The organism is Pelomonas aquatica, from assembly GCF_026712205.1.
GTDB classification, from domain to species: Bacteria; Pseudomonadota; Gammaproteobacteria; order Burkholderiales; family Burkholderiaceae_C; genus Pelomonas; species Pelomonas aquatica.
The window spans coordinates 146,439-164,380 of sequence record NZ_JAPPUW010000007.1 but is presented as its reverse complement, the minus strand read 5'-3'; the positions used below and the strand labels follow the sequence as shown (position 1 = coordinate 164,380).

The following is a 17,942-nucleotide window of genomic DNA, read 5'->3' as shown; positions in this document are numbered from 1 at the left end:
ACTCGCGTGCGGGCAAGTGGCGCAACGAAGAGTGCGGCCTGGCGATGCCTTGCCCTTCGGGTTGCCCCGCAAAAACAGCGTCTGCGGCGTTGCAAATCCTCGCCGGGCACCCAGCCCGTCTCCGGTTTGCGCCTTGCAGCCACTGCTTTTGCGGGGCAACGGGCGCTATGAGGAGGCCTTGAACAGGTTCTCAGGGCAGGACGACCGTCACCAGGGCGATGGCGTCTTCCAGGGCCTGCACGTCGTGCACGGCCTCGCGGTCCAGGAACAGCAGCTGGCCGGCCTTCAGCTCATGCCGGCCGGCCGCGGTGTTGACGGCCAGCGCGCCGCTGACGCACTGGATCGTGATCTCGCGCGCGACCTTGTGCGGCGGCAGGGCCCTGCCGGCCGGCAGCACGAGGCGCATGACCTCCAGGTCGCGCGACTTGAACAGCGCCACCGTGCGGGCGCCGTCGGCCGTGTCGGCGGCGGGCAGGATGTCGATGGCTTGACCGGGAGCGGCATGGGAGATGGCCATGCCGGCCAGTATGCGCCGCGGGGCCGGGCCAGGCCAAGCGGGATTCAGGATTTCTTCGGCGCCGGCCGATGGATCATCGTCCGCTGGAACCAGGCTTCGTTCATCCGCGCGAGGAAGCCGGCGTTGATCGGAAAGCCGCAGCCGTCGCCCAGCACGGCCTCGCTGCCGCAGCGCGGGCACATCGCGGTCTGCCGGCCGATGGCCTTGGGGTCGTCCATGTCCTGCACCGTCAGCCCCGTCCAGCCGACGATCTCGTCGGGCCTGAAGATCTCGACGCAGTTGCAGCAGCCGCAGACCTTGCTGGCCTCGATCTGCGCGTGGTTGTTGCTGGTGTAGCGGTAGGCGGCGAGCAGTTCGTTCATGGTGCGGTCGGCGGTCGGGTGACAGGCAGTGTGACGCGTCGCCGCCCGAAACTCCATGGCCGAGGTTCAGCGGCAGGCCGATGCGGCCAGCCAGCCGGCCAGCTGCGGCAGCAGCTCGTCCACGGCCTGGGCCAGGCCGCGCACGGCGCCGGCGGCGTCGGGCGTCGCGGCGGGGCGCTCCAGCCGCCAGTGCTGCTGCAGCGTCGGGCCGGTGGCGCCGGCGGGCCAGAGCGTCGCGTGCAGCCGCAGCACGACCCGGCTGCTCGACGGACTGGCGAAGACCTGCTCGAACTCGTCCAGGTTCACGGCCAGCAGCGCGGCGGGTCGCGTCGCGCAGCCGGCCGGCGCGTCCAGCCGTTCGCGCAGGCGCTGGGTCAGCAGCGCGGCGGGCGGCGCGGCCCAGATGCTGTCGCGGTAGTGCTGCAGGCGCAGCGGCTGCTCGTAGGCCAGGCGGTAGGCGATGCCGTCGCCGCCGAGCCAGGGCGGGGCGGTCACGTCGGCGATGCGCCAGGCCAGCGGGCCGCCGCTGCCGGCGGACGCGTCCGGGGCCGGGCCGAGGTCGTAGACGGCCTTGGCGGGTGCGACGGGGGCGAGCGAGCAGGCGCCGAGCGCGAGCGCGGCCAGCAGGGCGGCAAGAAGGCGTGCGGTCATTTCGTGCCGGCCCTGGGGCGCGGGTCGAAGCCGGCCTCGCCGGGGCCGGGCGGGCGGGGGCCGCGGCCGAAGAGCAGGCTCTGCGGCTGCTCGCCGACCTCGTTGGCGGCGCGTTCGACGCTGCGGCTGGCGGCCGAGATGTCGGCGAGCAGCGGGCGCGTGCGCAGCGGCGTGTCGCCCACCAGCGCGAGTTCGAGGTTGCGGCTGGTGGCCTGCACCTGGGCGGCGGCGGCCTCCAGCCGGTCCAGCATCGCGGCGCGGGCCTTCAGCTCCTGGGCGAGCTGCTGGCCGTCGGCGGCCAGGGCTTCGATGCGGCGCAGCGCTGCGTCGGCGCGCTGGGTGGCGGCATCGGCATCCTTCAGCAGGCCGGGCAGCTCGCGCGCGCCGGGCTGCAGTGCGGCCATCAGCCGGCTGGTGTCGGTGGCGGCCTGGCGCAGCTGCACCAGGGCCTGGCCGAGCTGGGCGCGGTTGTCGTCGCTGAGCAAGGCGTTCAGGCGTGCGGCGGCCTCGGCAAAGCCGGCGACGAGGCCCGGGCCGCTCTCGGCCAGCCGGTCCAGCAGCGTGGGCCGCAGCGCGATGCGCGCACCCGGCGCGGCGCGCCTGAACGGCGCCTGGGCGTCGGCCTCCTCCAGCGCGACGAAGGACAGGCCGGTGACGCCCTGCAGGCCGAGCTGGGCATAGGCGCTGGCGGACACGGGTGCGGCGGCGTCCACGGCGATGTCGACGAGGATCTGGCGCGCGTCGCCCGGGTCGAAGCCGATGCGCTCGACGTGGCCGACTTCCACGCCGCGCAGCTTGACGGGCGCCTTCAGGTTCAGGCCGGCCACGCCGCTGCGCGCCACGACGGTGTAGCGCACGCGCTCCGTGCGGTCGCCCTGGAACCACGCGACGGTGGCCGCGAGCGCGAAGCCGAGCAGCAGCAGAAAGAGGCCGGCGGCGATGGCGTGGGCTTTGTTTTCCATGGGGTTCGCAGGTCGGAGTCTCAGACGGCGTGTTCTTCGCGCAGCACGGCCGGCACGCCGCCGTCCTCGCTGGTGTCGTCCAGGCTGAGGCGGAAGCGCCGCAGGTCGTCCTCCGCGCAGCGTTCGACGTGGCCGAGGAAGAAGTTGCGCACGAAGGAATGGGGCAGCCGGGCCATCTCGGCCAGCGGTGCGCAGGCGATGATGTGCTGGTCGGCCAGCACGGCCACGCGGTCGACGACGGCGAACAGCGTGTCCACGTCGTGCGTGACCATCACGACCGTCAGCCCCAGCTCCTGGCGCAGCCGGCGCAGCAGCTTGACGAACTGCTTGGCGCTGTCCGGGTCCAGCCCGGCGGTGGGTTCATCCAGGAAGAGCAGCTGCGGGTCGAGGATGAGGGCGCGGGCCAGCGACACGCGCTTGACCATGCCGCCCGACAGCTCGGCCGGGCGCTTCAGCGCGTCCTCGGGCTTGAGGCCGACCTGGGCCAGCTTGAGCATGACCAGCGGCCTGACGAGGCTGTCGGGCACGCTCCTGAGCTCGCGCAGCGGCAGCGCGATGTTGTCGAACACGTTCAGCGCCGAGAACAGCGCGCCGTTCTGGAACAGCACGCCCCAACGGTAGCGCACGCACTCCAGATCGCGCGCGGCACAGCGGCCCAGCGGGTGGCCGAAGATCTTCACGCTGCCGGCCGTGGGCACTTCCAGGCCCAGCAGCAGGCGCAGCAGCGTCGTCTTGCCGGAACCCGAGCCGCCGATCAGCGCCACGACCTCGCCGCGGTAGACGGTCAGGTCCAGGCCGCGGTGGATGACGTGGCCGCCCAGCACGGTGGTCACGTCGTCGACTTCGATGATGGCTTCCATGCCGTTCATCTAGATGCCTACGTTGGAGAACAGCACGGCGAAGATCGCATCCACGACGATGACCAGCGTGATCGCCGTGACGACGGACTGCGTGACGCCCAGGCCCAGGCTCTCGGTGTTGGGCTTCACGCGCAGCCCGAAGTGGCAGGCCAGCAGCGCGATCAGGCCGCCGAACAGCACTGACTTCGCGACGCCCAGCCACAGATTGGCCGGCTGCACGACGCGCGGCAGCACCTGCAGGAACTGCAGCGGGTCGATGCCGAGCTGCATGCGGGCCGCCGCCATGCCGCCCAGCATCATCAGCGCGCCGGTCCACAGCGCGACCAGCGGCAGGGACAGCGCGAGCGCGACGACCTTGGGCGCCACCAGGCGCACGGTGTGCGAGATGCCCATCACCGACAGCGCGTCCAGCTCCTGCGTGACGCGCATGACGCCGATCTGCGCCGTCATCGCCGATCCCGAGCGCCCGGCCACGATGATGGCCGCCAGCAGCGGGCCGAGCTCGCGCAGCACGGCCAGCCCGAGGATGTTGATGACGAAGATGTCGGCGCCATAGGTCTTGAGCTGCCGCGAGATCAGATAGGACAGCGTCAGCCCGACGAGAAAGCCCACCAGGGCCGTGATCGGCAGCGCCTGGGCGCCGGTGCGGAAGACGTTGGCCGAGATCTCGCGCCAGCCGATCAGCGACGGGCGGCGCAGCATGCGGCCCAGGTCCAGCACGAGGCGGCCGGTCAGCGCGACGATGTCGACGCCGTGGCGGGCGAAGGCCAGCAGCTTGAGCGCGCCGGATTGCAGGCCCAGGCCGGGCCGGCGCTTCGGCACGGCGTCGGGCTGCATGAACTGCGTGAACAGCGTCACGTGCTCGGGCAGCCACAGCAGCCGCGCCGGCGGCTTGCGGCCCCAGCCCTGCCACAGCGTCAGTGCGCCGGCGGTGTCCAGCCGGCGCAGGCCCCGCAGATCCCACAGCGCCCCGCCCGGCTCCGCCACGGCGGCGGCGATGCGCTGGCGGAACTCCTCGTAGCGCCCGCGCAGCGCCAGCAGCGTCCAGTCGCCGACGATGCGCCACTCCTGCGGACCGGCCGCCAGCAACTGCGGTTCGACGTCGGGCGCCCCGGCGGCCCGGGCCTCGGGCGGCTCGGGCAGGGACAGGGCGCCGGCATCGCTCATGGCCGCAACGATAGCGCCCCCGCAGCCAGCTGCGTCATTCGCGCTTGAAGACCCGGCGCAGGCTATTAGCATTGCGCCATTCCTCGCGAGGTATCCCGTGAAACTCGAAGACCTTCTCGCCACCGATGCATTGGTTCCGTCGCTGCCCGAGGCAGTCAACCGGATTCTTACGGAGCTGCAGCATGAGGAGCCCGATCTGCAGCGGGTCAACCAGCTGCTGTCCGGCGAGGTCGGGCTGACGGTGCGGCTGCTGCGGCTGGTGAACTCAGCGCGCTACAGCGTGGGCGGGCAGCGCATCGGCACCGTCGAGGCGGCCACGGCCCTGCTGGGCCTGAATGCCACACGCCAGCTCGTGCAGGCGGCGGCCGTGGGCGCCGCCTTCAAGGGGGTGCCCGGCGTGGACATGACCGAGTTCTGGCGCCACAGCCTGGACGTCGCGAAGATCGCGCAGTCGCTGGCCGAAGACCTGAGGCTGGACAAGGGGCTGGCGTTCACCTCGGGCCTGCTGCACGGCACGGGCGACCTGATCCTGAAGATGGCGATGCCCGAGCGCGCATGCCTGCAGCCGGCCTTTGCGACCGACGACGGCCGCTACGAGGCCCAGCTCGCCGAACTGGGCTATGCCTATCCGGAGGTCGGCGCCGCCTTCGCGTCGCGATGGCTGTTCCCGGACGATCTCGTCGAGACCATCCGCTGCCAGTGCGAGCCGCGGGACTGCGCCGACCCGACCTATTCCAGCCTGCTCTACCTGTCGTGCTGGAGCGCACGGGCGCACGAGCTGGACATCGAGGGCGCCGCGCCGCACGGCGTCTTCCCGTACAGCGTGGCCGAGGCCATCGGCCTGAGCGATGCGGACGACAAGCTGCGCGACGACAAGGTCATCGCCTGGACGCCGGTGGACGAGGCGCGCGATTTTTCGTGATCAGACCTTCTTGACGAACTCCGACTTCAGCCCCATCGCGCCGATGCCGTCGATCTTGCAGTCGATGTCGTGATCGCCGTCGGTGAGGCGGATGTTCTTGACCCTGGTGCCGACCTTGACCACCAGGGACGAGCCCCTGATCTTCAGGTCCTTGACGACGGTGATGGTGTCGCCGTCCTGCAGCACATTGCCCACGGCGTCCTTGACGACGCGCGCCTCGTTGGCAGGCGCAGGCTCGGAGCCCTGGGCCGACCATTCATGGCCGCACTCAGGGCAGATCAGCAGCGCGCCGTCCTCGTAGGTGTAGGTGGACTGGCACTTGGGGCAGGCGGGCAGGGCGCTCATCGATGGGCTCTTGGCTGAACAAGAAAAAAGCCTCGCTGCACGGGCAGCGAGGCTTCTGATTTGGCTCCCCGACCTGGGCTCGAACCAGGGACCTACGGATTAACAGTCCGGCGCTCTACCGACTGAGCTATCGAGGAATTGTTGGGTATGTCGGCACATCGAACGGTTGCGATGTGCGTCTTGTTTCGCCGACGCTTGGCGCCGCTTGGCGCGTCAGCTTGAAATTCTGGCTCCCCGACCTGGGCTCGAACCAGGGACCTACGGATTAACAGTCCGGCGCTCTACCGACTGAGCTATCGAGGAACAGAGCCCGCCATTATAGGGACTTTTTGAGGTGCTTCACAAGCGGACCTCGAGACTCGCGCGCAAGGCCCTCGGCGCCAGGGGGTAGAGGTAGCTGTGCTGGAACTGCCAGGGCGACTCGCGCCAGGCGCGGCGGTTGGCCAGGTTGTCCACGGCGGCGCGCCAGATCCAGGTCTGCTTGCCCACGCCCTGGGTGTAGCGCAGGCCGGCGTCGGCCACGGTCCAGGCGGGCACGGGAACGCCGTTGTCGGGCGTCGCGTAGCGGCGGCCTTCGTACTGCAGGCCGAGCAGGGCCTGCAGGCCCGGCAGCAGGTCCTGGCGCAGCTGGGCCTTGAGCGTGGTCTGCGGCACATTGGGCGGCACGAGGCCGTTGAGGCTGGCTTCGGCGCTGCCCTCGCGGCGTGCGCGCAGGCGCTGGGCGCTGGCGAACAGGCCGCCGCCGCTCCACTTCAGGTCGACGCTGGCTTCGATGCCGCGGTGACGGGCATGGCCGTCCAGGCGGTGTTCGCAGCTCAGTTTGACATCGCAGCTGCCGGTGTCGCGCCACAGCGGGCGGCGGATGTCGAAGACGGTCAGCGAGCCTTCGACGCGCTGGGTGCCGGTCTTCAGGCCGAGTTCCGTCTGGCGGCTCTTCAGCGCGGGCAGGGCGCGGCCGGCGTTGACGTATATGGGGAGGTTGGGTGCGACCTCGCTTTCGACGCCCTGGCCCCAGCTCGCATAGGCCAGCCAGTCGGCGGCGATGGCGTGGCTCAATGCGACCCAGGGCGTGGAGAGGTTCTGCGAGTAGTCGACGGGCTGGCTGCCGTCGGTCTGCACGCTGTCGCGGTGCAGGCGGGTGTGGCGCAGGCCGAGCCAGGCGGTCGTGTCCGCGCCGAGGGCCACGCGGTCGCGCAGATAGAGCTCGTTGCTGCGCTCGCTGCGGTTGGTGTTCTCGCCGGTCAGGTCGGGGGCGGGCGGCACGACGACGCTGCCGTCGATGTTGCCGGGCGTGCTGGTGAGGTTGTAGGCCAGGCGCTGGAAGCGGCCCTTGAACTGGCTCGTCAGGCCGCCCACGGTCAGGTCATGGCGCAGGCCGGCGAGCTGCACGGGGCCGCTGGCGGAGAGGTCGAGCGAGGTCGTGTCGCGGTGCTCGTTCAGGCTGCGGTAGTCGTAGAGGTCGAAGGTGCCGTCGCTGCAATAGCGCGTGTAGTTGTTTTCGGCCGAGCAGCCGAAGCCGAAGGCATTGCGGTCGTCGGTGCGCAGGCGCTGGATGCCGACGTGGGCCTGGGCGCTCCAGCCGCCGGAGAGCTTCTGCTGCACGCGCAGCGAGGCGTGCGTGTTGTCGAAGACGACGGGCTGCGTCCAGGGCTGGTTGTTGAGGTTGAGCTTGGGGTCGACGCGCCGGGCGTCGGGCAGCGTGCTGCCGAGCAGGCTGAAGCCGTCCTGGCTGGGCTGGCTCTGGCGGTTGAACTCGACCTCGGCCTCGACGAGGGTGTCGGGGCTGACGCGCCAGTCGGCCGCCAGCGCGGCGGTGTGCGAGTTGCCCTTGCTGCTGCGCAGCGTCGGGTCGAGACGGGCCGCGGCGAGGTTGACGCGCAGGCCGAACTCGCGGCCCATGCCGAAGCGCTGCGAGTGGTCGATGCCGGCCTCGACGGTGCCGCCCTGGATGGCACCCAGCATCAGCGTCGTCGCGTCATCGGCCAGCGGGCGCTTGACGACGAGGTTGACGAGGCCGGCCGGAGCGCTCGTGCCGGCCTGCATGCCGGAGCTGCCCTTGAGCACTTCGACGACGGCCTTGTTCGCCAGGCTCAGCGAGGTCTCGCCATTGATGGGCAGGCCGTCGCGGCGCAGGTTGAAACGGTTGTCGAGGTCGAAGCCGCGCACCTTGAGCTGCGACCAGTAGCCGACGGCGTTGTAGCTGTCCGAAACGGAGGCGTCGAGCTTGGTCAGGCCGGCGAGCTGGTCGATGCCGCTGTCGGCCAGGCGCTCGGCCGACAGGCTGATGGCCTGCATCGGCAGCCGGGCAGGCGGATCGCTGAAGCCGCCGAGGCCGGGCGCGGCCTCGGCGGCCTTGCCGGTCACGCTGACCTGCGGCAGGGTCTGGGCGCCGGCGGAAGCGGCGGCGAACAGTGCCGCGGCGGCGGCGATGAGGGAAAGAGTGGGTCGTGCCATCGAAGTACGAAGCGATGGCAGGTCGGCAAACGAGAACGCGACGGGCCCCGGAGACGGGAGAAGCGGAAGAGAGCCCGGCGGGTCGGCTGCTTCCCTGCGCGAGGATTACCTCAGTCAGGTTCAAAGGGACTGTCTCAGTCGATGGCGCCAGGCCATCAACACCCCTAGCGAAGGCGCGTCACTCAAGGGTGACTCGTGGAGTGGATTCTATTCGCGGCCCATGCCGGGCCAGCAAGGCTCAGTCGAAAACCGGCGACTCCACGCCCAGCACCTTGTGCAGCTTCGGGCTGGTCGTCGTGTACTGCAGGTGCACGCGCTTGTCGGGGAAGACGTAGGGCGCCGCGCCGAAGGCCGCCAGTGCGCACTCGTGGAAGCCCGAGAGGATGAGCTTCTTCTTGCCCGGGTAGGTGTTCACGTCGCCGACGGCGAAGATGCCGGGCACGCTGGTCTCGAACTTCTCGGTGTCGACGACGATCTGCTTGCGCTCCAGCGCCAGGCCCCATTCGGCGATGGGGCCGAGCTTGGGGCTGAGGCCGAAGAAGGCCAGCACCTGGTCGCAGGGCACGATGCGGGTGATGCCGTCGTTGCCGGTGATCTTGACGCCGCTCAGCTGGCCGTCGGCCTCCTCGATGCCGGTGGCCTGGCCGACGATGAACTGCATCTCCATCGCGTCGCAGAGTTCCTTCATCTTGGCCACGCTGGCCGGCGCGGCGCGGAAGCCGTCCCTGCGGTGCACGAGGATGACGCTCTCGGCCTTGTGCGGGTTGCCGTCGTCATTGGCGGCGCAGAAGTTCAGCGCCCAGTCCAGCGCCGAGTCGCCGCCGCCGATGATGAGCAGGTGCTTGCCGGCGAACTGGGCCGGGCTCTTCACGCGGTAGTGGACCTGCGCGCCCTCGTGCTTCTCGATGCCATCGACCTTCAGCGTGCGTGGCTGGAAGCTGCCGACGCCGCCGGCGATGAAGACCGTCTTGGTGACGAACTGCGTGCCCTTGCTGGTCTCGACGAGGAAGCCGCCCCCGGCCTCATCCGCGAGCTTCTGCACGACGGTGACCTCCTGGCCCAGGTGGAAGGTCGCGCCGAAGGGTTCGATCTGCCTGAGCAGGTTGTCGGTCAGCTCCTTGCCGGTGCACATGGGCACGGCCGGGATGTCGTAGATGGGCTTGTCGGGATAGAGCTCGATGCACTGGCCACCGGGGTAGGCCAGGCTGTCGATGATGTGGGCCTTGATCTCGAGCAGGCCGAGCTCGAAGACCTGGAAGAGGCCGACCGGCCCGGCGCCGACGATGACGGCGTCGGTCGCGATGGCGTCGGCGCGCAGGGAGGCTTGTTCTTGCATGCGATGCGGCGCTGGCGCGCCGGGGTTCAGCGGATCAGCTGGTCGAGCTTGCCGGTCCTGTCCTTCCACTCCTCGGCGTCGGGCAGGGCGGGCTTGCGCTTGGTGATGCTGGGCCACTTCTTGGCCAGGTCCGCGTTGATCTTGATCATGTGCTGCTGGTCGCCCGGCACGTCCTCCTCCGGCATGATCGCGTTGACCGGGCACTCGGGGATGCAGACGGCGCAGTCGATGCACTCGTCGGGGTCGATGGTCAGGAAATTCGGGCCTTCGCGGAAGCAGTCGACCGGACAGACATCGACGCAGTCGGTGTACTTGCAGCGGATGCAGGATTCGGTGACGACGTGGGTCATGGGGTGCTCTTGGAAGTGAGAGGCGCCTTCATCAACGAGATTTCGGGCGAAATAGCGATTTTATTGGACGCCGGCCGGGGCTTTCCCTGATCTCCGACAAGGCTTGCGCCGATCCCGACCGTGACGACCGTGGGCCGGCCGCGGTGCAACAGGGCGGCGTGGGCCAGGTCGGCCAGCGCATGCTCGCTGGTGATGGCGTCGGCGCAGCCGGCGCGGCTGACGACCAGCGTGGGGGTGTCGGGCGCCCAGCCGGCCGCCAGCAGCTGGCGGCCCAGCGTGGCGAGCTGGCGGCCGGCCATGTAGAAGACTTCGGTATCGGCCGACTGGGCGGCACGCAGCTCGCCGGCCTCGGTCATGGCCGTCGTCAGGCTCACGCTGCGCCCGCGCCCGCGGCGGGTCAGCGGGCGCTGGGCCTGGGCGGCGGCGGCCAGCGCCGCGGTGACGCCGGGGACGACTTCGCTGGGGATGCCGGCCTCGGCCAGCGCGATCAGTTCTTCCTCCAGCCGGCCGAAGACGCTGGCGTCACCGCCCTTCAGGCGCACGACGAGGGCGTGCTCCTGCGCGGCCTTGACGAGCAGTGCGTTGATCTCGGTCTGCTTGGCCGAATGCTCGAAGCCGCGCTTGCCGACCGAGATCCACTTGGCGTTGGGCGCGAGTTCGCGCAGGGCCGGGTCGGCCAGCGCGTCGGCGAGCACGACGTCGGCCTGCGATAGCGCACGGGCGCCGCGCAGCGTGATCAGGTCGGCGGCGCCGGGGCCGGCGCTGACGAAGACCACGCGGCCGGTCGGCTGCGTGTCCTGATCCTTGCGGCCGCTCATCACCAGTCCTCTTCCGTGGTGGCGGGCTGCACATCCACCAGCAGCGCGCCGCTGGTGCGGTGGCTGGCGGGGTCGACGACGATCAGCGCGCCGCCGACGCGGTTGTCCGCGAAGGGCTCGACGGGCAGCTCGTGCTGCACTTCCATCTGCACGCGGCCGATGGCGTTGACGGGCAGCTCGTGCGCGTCCTGCGGCTGCAGCGTGTTGATGTCCAGCACCGAGGCTATGGCCGAGATGCGCGCCTGCACCCAGCGGTTGCCGTGGCGCACCCAGTATTTGCGGCCCGGCTTGGCGGGCTCGGTGTCCAGCCAGGCCAGCGTGGCGGGGAAGGTCTTGGCAGCGGCGGCCGAGCCAGGCGTGACGATCCAATCGCCGCGGCTGACGTCCAACTGGCGGTCCAGCACCAGGCCGGCCGAGTCGCCGGCCTCGGCGCTGGCGACGGTCTCGCCGGCCAGTCGCACCTCGGCGACGACGGCCGTCTGCTTCGACGGCAGCACCTCGATGGTGTCGCCGGCCTTCACCGCGCCGTGGGCGATGCGGCCCCACAGCACGCGCGGCTGGAAGCCCGTGCCTTCGCTCTGGTGGGCGTTCTTCTGCACGTACTGCACCGGCAGGGACAGCGGCGCGTCGGTGCGCTCGCTGCTGGTGGGCAGGCGCTCCAGCACCTGCAGCAGGCTCTCGCCGCTCCACCAGGGCGCGTCCAGCGGCTGGGTCACGTTGTCGCCACGCAGCGCGCTGACCGGCACCGTGGCGGCCACGTTCAGGCCGGCGGCGGCGGCGAACTTGTCGAGAGCCGCCTTGACCTTGGCGAAGCCGGCGCCCGCGTCGTCCAGCGCGTCGATCTTGTTGATGGCGAAGACGATGCTGGGCACGCGCAGCAGCTGGGCCAGCAGCGAGTGGCGGCGCGTCTGCGGCAGCAGCGTGACTTCGGCCTCGCTCAGGTCCAGCTTGGTGATGTCGACCAGCACGACGGCCGCATCGCTGCCGGCCGCGGCCGTGACCATATTGCGCGTGTACTGCTCATGGCCGGGGGCGTCGGCAATGATGAACTTGCGATGCTTGGTCGCGAAGTAGCGGTAGGCCACGTCGATGGTGATGCCCTGCTCGCGCTCGGCCTCCAGGCCGTCGGTCAGCAGGCTCAGGTCGATGGGGCGGCCGGCGGCGCGGCGCTCCAGCGTGTCGAGCTGGTCGGCCAGGATGGCCTGGCCGTCGAACAGCAGGCGGCCGATCAGCGTGCTCTTGCCGTCGTCGACGGAGCCGGCGGTGAGGAATCGCAGCGCCTTCATCAGAAATACCCTTCCTTCTTGCGCTTCTCCATGGAAGCTTCGCTCGTGCGGTCGTCCATGCGGGTGGCGCCGCGCTCGCTGACGGTGACGGTCAGCGTCTCGGCCACGACCTCGCTCGCGTTGGCGGCGGGGCTCTCGACCGGGCAGGTGCAGGTCATGTCACCCACCGTGCGGAAGCGCACGGTCGCGGTCTCGACCGTCTCGCCGGCCTCGGGCGGCGTCACGTCGGTCAGCGGCACCAGCAGGCCCTTGCGGCGGATGACCTGGCGCTGGTGCGCGAAGTACATCTGCGGCAGCGGGATGTTCTCGCGGGCGATGTAGAGCCAGACGTCCAGCTCGGTCCAGTTGCTGATCGGGAAGCAGCGGAAATGCTCGCCCGGGCGGATGCGCGTGTTGAACAGCGTCCACAGCTCGGGGCGCTGCTCCTTGGGCTGCCACTGGCCGAAGCTGTCGCGGTGGCTGAAGATGCGCTCCTTGGCGCGCGCCTTCTCCTCGTCGCGGCGGGCGCCGCCGATCAGGCAGTCGAACTTGTGCTCCTCGATGGTCTCCAGCAGCGTCACCGTCTGGTGGCCGTTGCGGCTTTCCAGCGGGTGGGCCAGGCGGATGGTGCCGCGGGCCATGCTGTCTTCCAGATGACCGACGACGAGGCGCTCGCCCATCTCGGCGACGCGCTGGTCACGGAAGGTGATGACCTCGGGGAAGTTGTGGCCGGTGTCGATGTGCACCAGCGGGAAGGGCAGGGCCCCAGAGTAGCCGCTCGGGTGGGCCGCGTTCTTCATCTTGAAGGCCTTCTCGGCCAGGCGCAGCACGACGCAGCTGTCCTTGCCGCCCGAGAACAGCAGGGCGGGGCGCTCGAAGCTCGCGGCCACCTCGCGCAGGATGAAGATGGCTTCCTCCTCCAGCGCATCCAGATGGGCGTGGTCGACGTCGGCGATGAGTTGTTCGGGTTTCACAGCAGCGTTCATGATTTGGCGTGCAGGCCGCATTCCTTCGTTGAATCCTCCCACCACCACCGGCCGGCGCGGAAGTCCTCGCCCACGGCGATCGCGCGGGTGCAGGGCGCGCAGCCGATGCTGGGCATGAACTGGTCGTGCAGCGGGTTGTAGGGGACGGCGTACTTCTCGACATAGGCCCAGACCTCGGCCCAGGTCCAGTCGGCGATGGGGCTGATCTTGCGGCGGCCGTTGCCGTCGTCTTCGTCAAACGCCACGTCGCCGCGCGCGCCCGATTGCTCGCGGCGCAGGCCGGTGATCCAGGCGCTGCGGCCCTTCAGCATGCGGCCCAGAGGCTCCATCTTGCGCAGGCCGCAGCAGGCCTTGCGCAGCTCGATGCTCTTGTACATCGCATCCTCGCCCTCCTTGCGGACGAACTGGATGACGGCGTCGGCCACCGGCGTGAACACCTCGACGTCGAAGCCGTAGCGGGCCTTGATCTGCGGCAGCAGGCCCAGCGTCTCGGCGTGCAGCTTGCCGGTGTCCAGCGTGGAGATGTGCACGGGCAGGCCGGTGCGCGAGATCAGGTCGGTGACGACCATGTCTTCCACGCCCAGGCTGCTGCTCTGCACGAGGCCGTCGCCGTGCTCGATGCTGGCGTCGCGCAGGCGCTGCAGGGCCGCCTCGATCTTGGCGTCCAGCGCCGGCGTCCATTTGGCGTAGAGGCCGATGGCGTGGCCAACGGCAGGCGTCGCGGCCCAGGGCAGGCTGCTGACCTCGCTCACGCTGCGCTCCTCAGGAACCACGGCCGCGTCTCGCCCACGTCGCCCTGGTAGAAGCCGACCGGGTTGAACAGGTCCAGCGCCTTCTGCGCGGCGGCCTGGGACTGGTCGCCGCGCATGACGACCTCGTCGAAGCCGGTGCGGGCCAGCAGCTGCATCATGTCCACCAGCACCTCGCCGCGGGCGCGGATGGCGCCCTTGAACTTCAGGCGGATGCGCAGCAGATGGGCTTGGCTGTAGGCGCGGCCGTCGGTCCACTTCGGGAAGTCGAGCACGACCATGGCGATGCGGTGCAGGTCGGGCGCCAGCTCGCGGATGTCGGCGTCGTTGGGGAACTCGATGGCGACCTGGACGTCGTAGGCCCAGTGGTCCTTGACCGCATGCCATTGCTCCAGCGACAGCAGGCGGTGGGGCGCCGGATCGGGATCGGGCTTGGGGCCGTCCTCGCCGACGGCGTGCTGCCAGGGGCAGGTGGTGGCATTGATGAACTTCATGCTCAGTGAGTGCTGGGCCGCCCCGAACTCACTGGCGCCCCCTTGGGGGGCAGTGAGCGGAGCGAGCGTGGGGGTATTCATACTTTGGCGGTGGACACGCGCACGGCGTTGGCCGCGGTCTTGAACGGGTCGAGGCCCAGGCGGCGCACGGCGTCGATGAAGTGCTCGCGGCCTTGGCGCTCGCGCTTGAAGGTTTCGATGACGGCGTCGATGGCGTCGGCGATCTCGTCGGCGGCAAAGCTCGGGCCGATGACCTTGCCCGGCGTCGTCGTGCCGGACAGCGTCGAGCCGTCGCTGCCGCCGAGCGTCAGCTGGTACCACTCGGCGCCGTCCTTGTCGACGCCGAGGATGCCGATGTGGCCGCTGTGGTGGTGGCCGCAGGAGTTGATGCAGCCGCTGATGTGCAGGTCGATCTCGCCGAGGTCTTCCAGCTCGTCGGCGTCCTGGTAGCGCTCGGCGATCTGCGCGGCCAGCGGCAGCGAGCGGGCGTTGGCCAGCGCGCAGTAGTCGCCGCCGGGGCAGGCGATCTGGTCGGTCAGCAGGCCGGCGTTGGCGGTGGCGAAGCCGGCGGCGCGGGCGGCCTGGAAGAGCTCGGCCAGGTCGGCTTCGCGCACCCAGGGCAGCACGAGGTTCTGGCGGTGGGACACGCGCAGCTCGCCGTGGCTGAACCGGTCGGCCAGGGCTGCGGCGGTGTCCATCACGTCGGCGGCGGTGTCGCCCGGCGGGATGCCGACGCGCTTGAGGCTGAGCGTGACGGCGCGGTAGCCGCTGAGGCGGTGTCCGTGCACATTGCGCTGCAGCCAGCGCGCGAACGCGGCGTCGCCGGCATCGAGCTTCACGGCCGCTTCGGCCTTCACACCGGCGGGATCGACGAAGCAGGCCGCCACGCGGTCCAGCTCGGACTGCGGAATGATCTGCTCGTGGCCGGCCGGGTCGTCGGCCAGGATGCGGGCGAACTCCTCGTTGACCGCGTCGAAGAACTTCTGGCCCTCGGCCTTGACGAGGATCTTGATGCGGGCCTTGTAGAGGTTGTCGCGGCGGCCCGCCAGGTTGTAGCAGCGCACGATGGCCTCGATGTAGACGAGGATCTGCTGCCAGGGCACGAAGCCGTTGATCTCCACGCCCGGGATGGGCGTGCGGCCCATGCCGCCGCCGACGAAGACCTGGAAGCCGACCGCGCCGGCCGCGTTCTTCTTCAGCTGCAGGCCGATGTCATGCCAGCCGATGGCCGCTCGGTCTTCCGCCGCGCCGCTGACGGCGATCTTGAACTTGCGCGGCAGGTGGGCGAACTCGGGGTGCAGCGTGCTCCACTGGCGCAGGATCTCGCAGTAGGGGCGCGGGTCGACGATCTCGTCGGGGGCGATGCCGGCGAAGGCGTCGCTGGTGATGTTGCGGATGCAGTTGCCGCTGGTCTGGATGCCGTGCATGTCCACGTCGGCCAGCAGCTCCATGACCTCGGCGCTCTTCACGAGCGGGATCCAGTTGTATTGCAGGTTCTGGCGCGTCGTGAAGTGGCCGTAGCCGCCCTGGCCCTGGAACGGGCCGTCGCTGACGACGTCGTACTCGCGGGCGATGCGCGCCAGCTGGCGCAGCTGGCGCGACGACAGCTCGCCATAGGGCACGGCCACGCGCAGCATGGGCGCGTGGCGCTGGATGTACCAGCCGTTCTGCAGGCGCAGTGCGCGGAAGTCGTCGGTGCCGAGCTGGCCGGCGAGGTGGCGCTCCAGCTGGTCGCGGTACTGCGCGGCGCGGGCGTGGACGAAGCGGCGGTCGAAGTCGGTGTACTGATACATGGTTAGTGGATGACCTTCCAGCCGGCCATCAGAAGAGAGACGCAGAGCAGGCTGCGCACGACGCCGTCGGGCAGGCGGCGCGTCAGCTGGGCACCCAGCCAGATGCCGGGCAGGGAGCCGATGAGCAGGGAGACGAGCAGGGACCAGTCCACGTTGCCGAGGCTGGCATGGCCAATGCCGGCCACCAGCGTCAGCGGCACGGCGTGGGCGATGTCGGTGCCGACGATGTCGCGGGCCTCCATGCGTGGGTGGATCAGCAGGATCAGCGTCGCGCCGATGGCACCGGCGCCGATGGACGACAGCGACACCAGCACGCCCAGGACCAGGCCCAGGGCCAGCATCAGCGCGGGCTTGCGCGATTCGGGAATCCAGCGCTCCAGCCTCAGGCCCAGCGGCTGCCAGCTCTGCTTGAAGGCGACGACGACGGCCGTCAGCAGCAGCGCGATGCCCAGCGAAAAGGTCAGCGCCGAGGCCCAGCCCTTGGTGATGCCGGTCTGGTGCATCAGCGCGATGGTGGCGATCGAGGCCGGGATGGAGCCCATCAGCATGCGGCGCACGATGGCCCAGTTCACATGGCCGTGGCGGGCATGGGCCACCGAGCCGCTCATCTTGGTCAGCGAGGCGAAGAACAGGTCGGTGCCGATGGCCACTGCCGGGCTCAGCTTGAAGACGGACAGCAGCAGCGGCGTCATCAGCGAGCCGCCGCCCACGCCGGTGATGCCGACGATGAGGCCGACGCCCAAGCCGCTCGCAATCGCAATTCCGTCCAGCACATGCGCTCCACGGGGCGGCCCCATGCCACCCGAGGGCGCGACTCTAGGGAATGTTGCAGTGCAAAAGAACTACAGAATTCTTGGGGCCATATGCCCAGCGCGAATAAGCAACCTCAGTTTGTGGCGAGCAGCCGCAGCGCCGAGACCTGTTCCGCGATGCGGGGCGGCACGGGTTCCTGGCCGGCCAGCATCGCGCGGATCAGTGCCGCGTTCTCGGCCGGCGCGCAGGCGCCGGGCAGCGGCCAGTCCAGGTCGGCCGTGTCGGCCGGGTGCAGCGGAGCGGCCTGCCCGTCCTGGAAGCCGATCAGATGGGCCTTGCGGCGCAGATGGGCATAGGCCTCGCCTTCGCTGGCGCGCATCAGCAGCGCGCGGCCGCCGGGCGCCGTCAGGCCGGGCAGGGCGGCGGCCATGCTGTCCAGGTACTCCGGGTGCGTCACCGCGACGACCCGCACGCCGCGGCCGGCGGGGAAGGGGTCGAGCAGCTTGGCCAGGCTGTGCGAGCTGTTGCGCACGCCCAGCCGGGGCCGCAGCGCCATCAAGGCGTTCAAGCCCGGGTTGAGCATTTGCAAAGGCAGCACGGCCAGACGCTGGGTCGCCAGGCGCCGTTCGGCATCGGCCAGCGTCGGGCTGGCGGGCAGGCCCAGCGCGTCCAGCAGCTCGAAGGGGCTCACTCGGCTGTCGAAGTCGTGCCGGCCGAACACCAGCGCCGGCACGCCCTCGCGGGCCAGCAGGCCGGCGACCAGGGGCATCAGATTGGCCTGCCTGCGCGCGCCGTTGAAGCTGGGCAGCAGCACGGTGCGCGGGCCGGCCGGCGCCTGCATGGGCGCGGTGCGCGCGTGCATCGCGGCCAGGAAGCCGGTCACCTCGTCGGCGCTCTCGCCCTTCACGCGCAGTGCGATCAGCAGCGCGCCGAGCTCCAGCTCGGGCACGCCGCCGTCCAGCATCGCGCCGAACAGCGCCTCGGCCTGCTCGCGCGTCAGGTCGCGCGCACCACGGGCGCCGCGGCCCACTTCCTTGATCAACGGGGCGTAGTCCATCGCGGCAGTGTAGGAAGTCGTCGGCGCGACGGGCTGGGCGGCCGGGGCCGGCGCTGTCTCCGAACGTGACGACTGCAGGCATGAAGCCCTGACCAGCGCCG

Annotated in this window: 19 protein-coding genes and 2 tRNA genes; 1 reads left to right on the top strand and 20 read right to left on the bottom strand. The window is 70.3% G+C overall.

The genetic code is table 11. The features are described from left to right. Nucleotides 1-190: 190 nt before the first annotated feature. From NYP07_RS09465 to NYP07_RS09440, 6 genes are all read right to left on the bottom strand, one after another. Nucleotides 191-517, bottom strand: a complete 327-nt coding sequence (locus tag NYP07_RS09465; protein ID WP_268149703.1) for a cupin domain-containing protein — start codon at nt 515-517, stop codon at nt 191-193. 44 nt (nt 518-561) lie between these two features. Beyond that, nucleotides 562-879 carry a hypothetical protein gene (locus NYP07_RS09460; protein WP_268149701.1) on the bottom strand — a complete coding sequence of 106 codons (318 nt, stop codon included), beginning with the start codon at nt 877-879 and terminating at the stop codon, nt 562-564. A 66-nt stretch (nt 880-945) separates the two neighbouring features. Continuing rightward, nucleotides 946-1,530, bottom strand: coding sequence for an ABC-type transport auxiliary lipoprotein family protein (locus NYP07_RS09455; protein ID WP_268149699.1), 585 nt, complete (start codon nt 1,528-1,530; stop codon nt 946-948). Next, on the bottom strand, nt 1,527-2,492 hold the full coding sequence (locus tag NYP07_RS09450) for an MlaD family protein (protein ID WP_268149697.1): 966 nt from the start codon (nt 2,490-2,492) through the stop codon (nt 1,527-1,529). Before NYP07_RS09450 ends, NYP07_RS09455 begins: the two co-directional genes overlap by 4 nt. A gap of 20 nt (nt 2,493-2,512) precedes the next feature. Continuing rightward, the gene (locus NYP07_RS09445) at nt 2,513-3,361 is read right to left on the bottom strand and encodes an ABC transporter ATP-binding protein (RefSeq protein ID WP_378989979.1); all 849 of its coding nucleotides are present in this window, start codon (nt 3,359-3,361) and stop codon (nt 2,513-2,515) included. Then, nucleotides 3,362-4,519: an MlaE family ABC transporter permease gene (locus NYP07_RS09440; protein WP_268149693.1), complete on the bottom strand. Its 1,158-nt coding sequence runs from the start codon at nt 4,517-4,519 to the stop codon at nt 3,362-3,364. A gap of 97 nt (nt 4,520-4,616) precedes the next feature. Between NYP07_RS09440 and NYP07_RS09435 the strand changes: the two genes are divergently transcribed. After that, nucleotides 4,617-5,441, top strand: coding sequence for an HDOD domain-containing protein (locus NYP07_RS09435; RefSeq protein WP_268149691.1), 825 nt, complete (start codon nt 4,617-4,619; stop codon nt 5,439-5,441). On the opposite strand, the gene NYP07_RS09430 is transcribed toward NYP07_RS09435, so the two are convergent. The 14 genes from NYP07_RS09430 to ybiB form a co-directional block, all read right to left on the bottom strand. After that, nucleotides 5,442-5,786 carry a zinc ribbon domain-containing protein YjdM gene (locus NYP07_RS09430; RefSeq protein WP_268149690.1) on the bottom strand — a complete coding sequence of 115 codons (345 nt, stop codon included), beginning with the start codon at nt 5,784-5,786 and terminating at the stop codon, nt 5,442-5,444. Between the two features lie 61 nt (nt 5,787-5,847). Beyond that, a tRNA-Asn gene (locus NYP07_RS09425) sits at nt 5,848-5,923 on the bottom strand. 90 nt (nt 5,924-6,013) lie between these two features. Beyond that, a tRNA-Asn gene (locus tag NYP07_RS09420) sits at nt 6,014-6,089 on the bottom strand. Between the two features lie 36 nt (nt 6,090-6,125). Beyond that, a complete protein-coding gene (locus tag NYP07_RS09415) occupies nt 6,126-8,240 on the bottom strand; it encodes a TonB-dependent siderophore receptor (protein WP_268149688.1) in 2,115 nt (704 codons plus the stop codon). 238 nt (nt 8,241-8,478) lie between these two features. Then, complete coding sequence (locus tag NYP07_RS09410; RefSeq protein WP_268149687.1) at nt 8,479-9,576, bottom strand: NAD(P)/FAD-dependent oxidoreductase; 1,098 nt, start codon at nt 9,574-9,576, stop codon at nt 8,479-8,481. Nucleotides 9,577-9,602: 26 nt separating this feature from the next. After that, nucleotides 9,603-9,926, bottom strand: a complete 324-nt coding sequence (gene fdxA / locus NYP07_RS09405) for a ferredoxin FdxA (RefSeq protein ID WP_268149685.1) — start codon at nt 9,924-9,926, stop codon at nt 9,603-9,605. Next, the gene (gene cobA, locus NYP07_RS09400; protein ID WP_268149683.1) at nt 9,923-10,744 is read right to left on the bottom strand and encodes a uroporphyrinogen-III C-methyltransferase; all 822 of its coding nucleotides are present in this window, start codon (nt 10,742-10,744) and stop codon (nt 9,923-9,925) included. The genes fdxA and cobA overlap by 4 nt, the downstream gene beginning before the upstream one ends. Continuing rightward, nucleotides 10,744-12,030 carry a sulfate adenylyltransferase subunit 1 gene (locus NYP07_RS09395; protein WP_268149681.1) on the bottom strand — a complete coding sequence of 429 codons (1,287 nt, stop codon included), beginning with the start codon at nt 12,028-12,030 and terminating at the stop codon, nt 10,744-10,746. Before NYP07_RS09395 ends, cobA begins: the two co-directional genes overlap by 1 nt. Continuing rightward, nucleotides 12,030-12,995: a sulfate adenylyltransferase subunit CysD gene (gene cysD, locus NYP07_RS09390; RefSeq protein WP_268149679.1), complete on the bottom strand. Its 966-nt coding sequence runs from the start codon at nt 12,993-12,995 to the stop codon at nt 12,030-12,032. Before cysD ends, NYP07_RS09395 begins: the two co-directional genes overlap by 1 nt. After that, nucleotides 12,992-13,747: a phosphoadenylyl-sulfate reductase gene (locus tag NYP07_RS09385; RefSeq protein ID WP_378989974.1), complete on the bottom strand. Its 756-nt coding sequence runs from the start codon at nt 13,745-13,747 to the stop codon at nt 12,992-12,994. The genes cysD and NYP07_RS09385 overlap by 4 nt, the downstream gene beginning before the upstream one ends. After that, entirely contained in the window at nt 13,744-14,238 is a 495-nt protein-coding gene (locus NYP07_RS09380) for a DUF934 domain-containing protein (RefSeq protein ID WP_268149677.1), read from the bottom strand. Before NYP07_RS09380 ends, NYP07_RS09385 begins: the two co-directional genes overlap by 4 nt. A 77-nt stretch (nt 14,239-14,315) precedes the next feature. Beyond that, nucleotides 14,316-16,031, bottom strand: coding sequence for a nitrite/sulfite reductase (locus tag NYP07_RS09375; RefSeq protein WP_268149676.1), 1,716 nt, complete (start codon nt 16,029-16,031; stop codon nt 14,316-14,318). A 2-nt stretch (nt 16,032-16,033) separates the two neighbouring features. Further along, nucleotides 16,034-16,801, bottom strand: coding sequence for a sulfite exporter TauE/SafE family protein (locus tag NYP07_RS09370; protein ID WP_276597181.1), 768 nt, complete (start codon nt 16,799-16,801; stop codon nt 16,034-16,036). Between the two features lie 116 nt (nt 16,802-16,917). Continuing rightward, entirely contained in the window at nt 16,918-17,841 is a 924-nt protein-coding gene (ybiB, locus tag NYP07_RS09365; RefSeq protein WP_268149672.1) for a DNA-binding protein YbiB, read from the bottom strand. Nucleotides 17,842-17,942 lie beyond the last annotated feature (101 nt).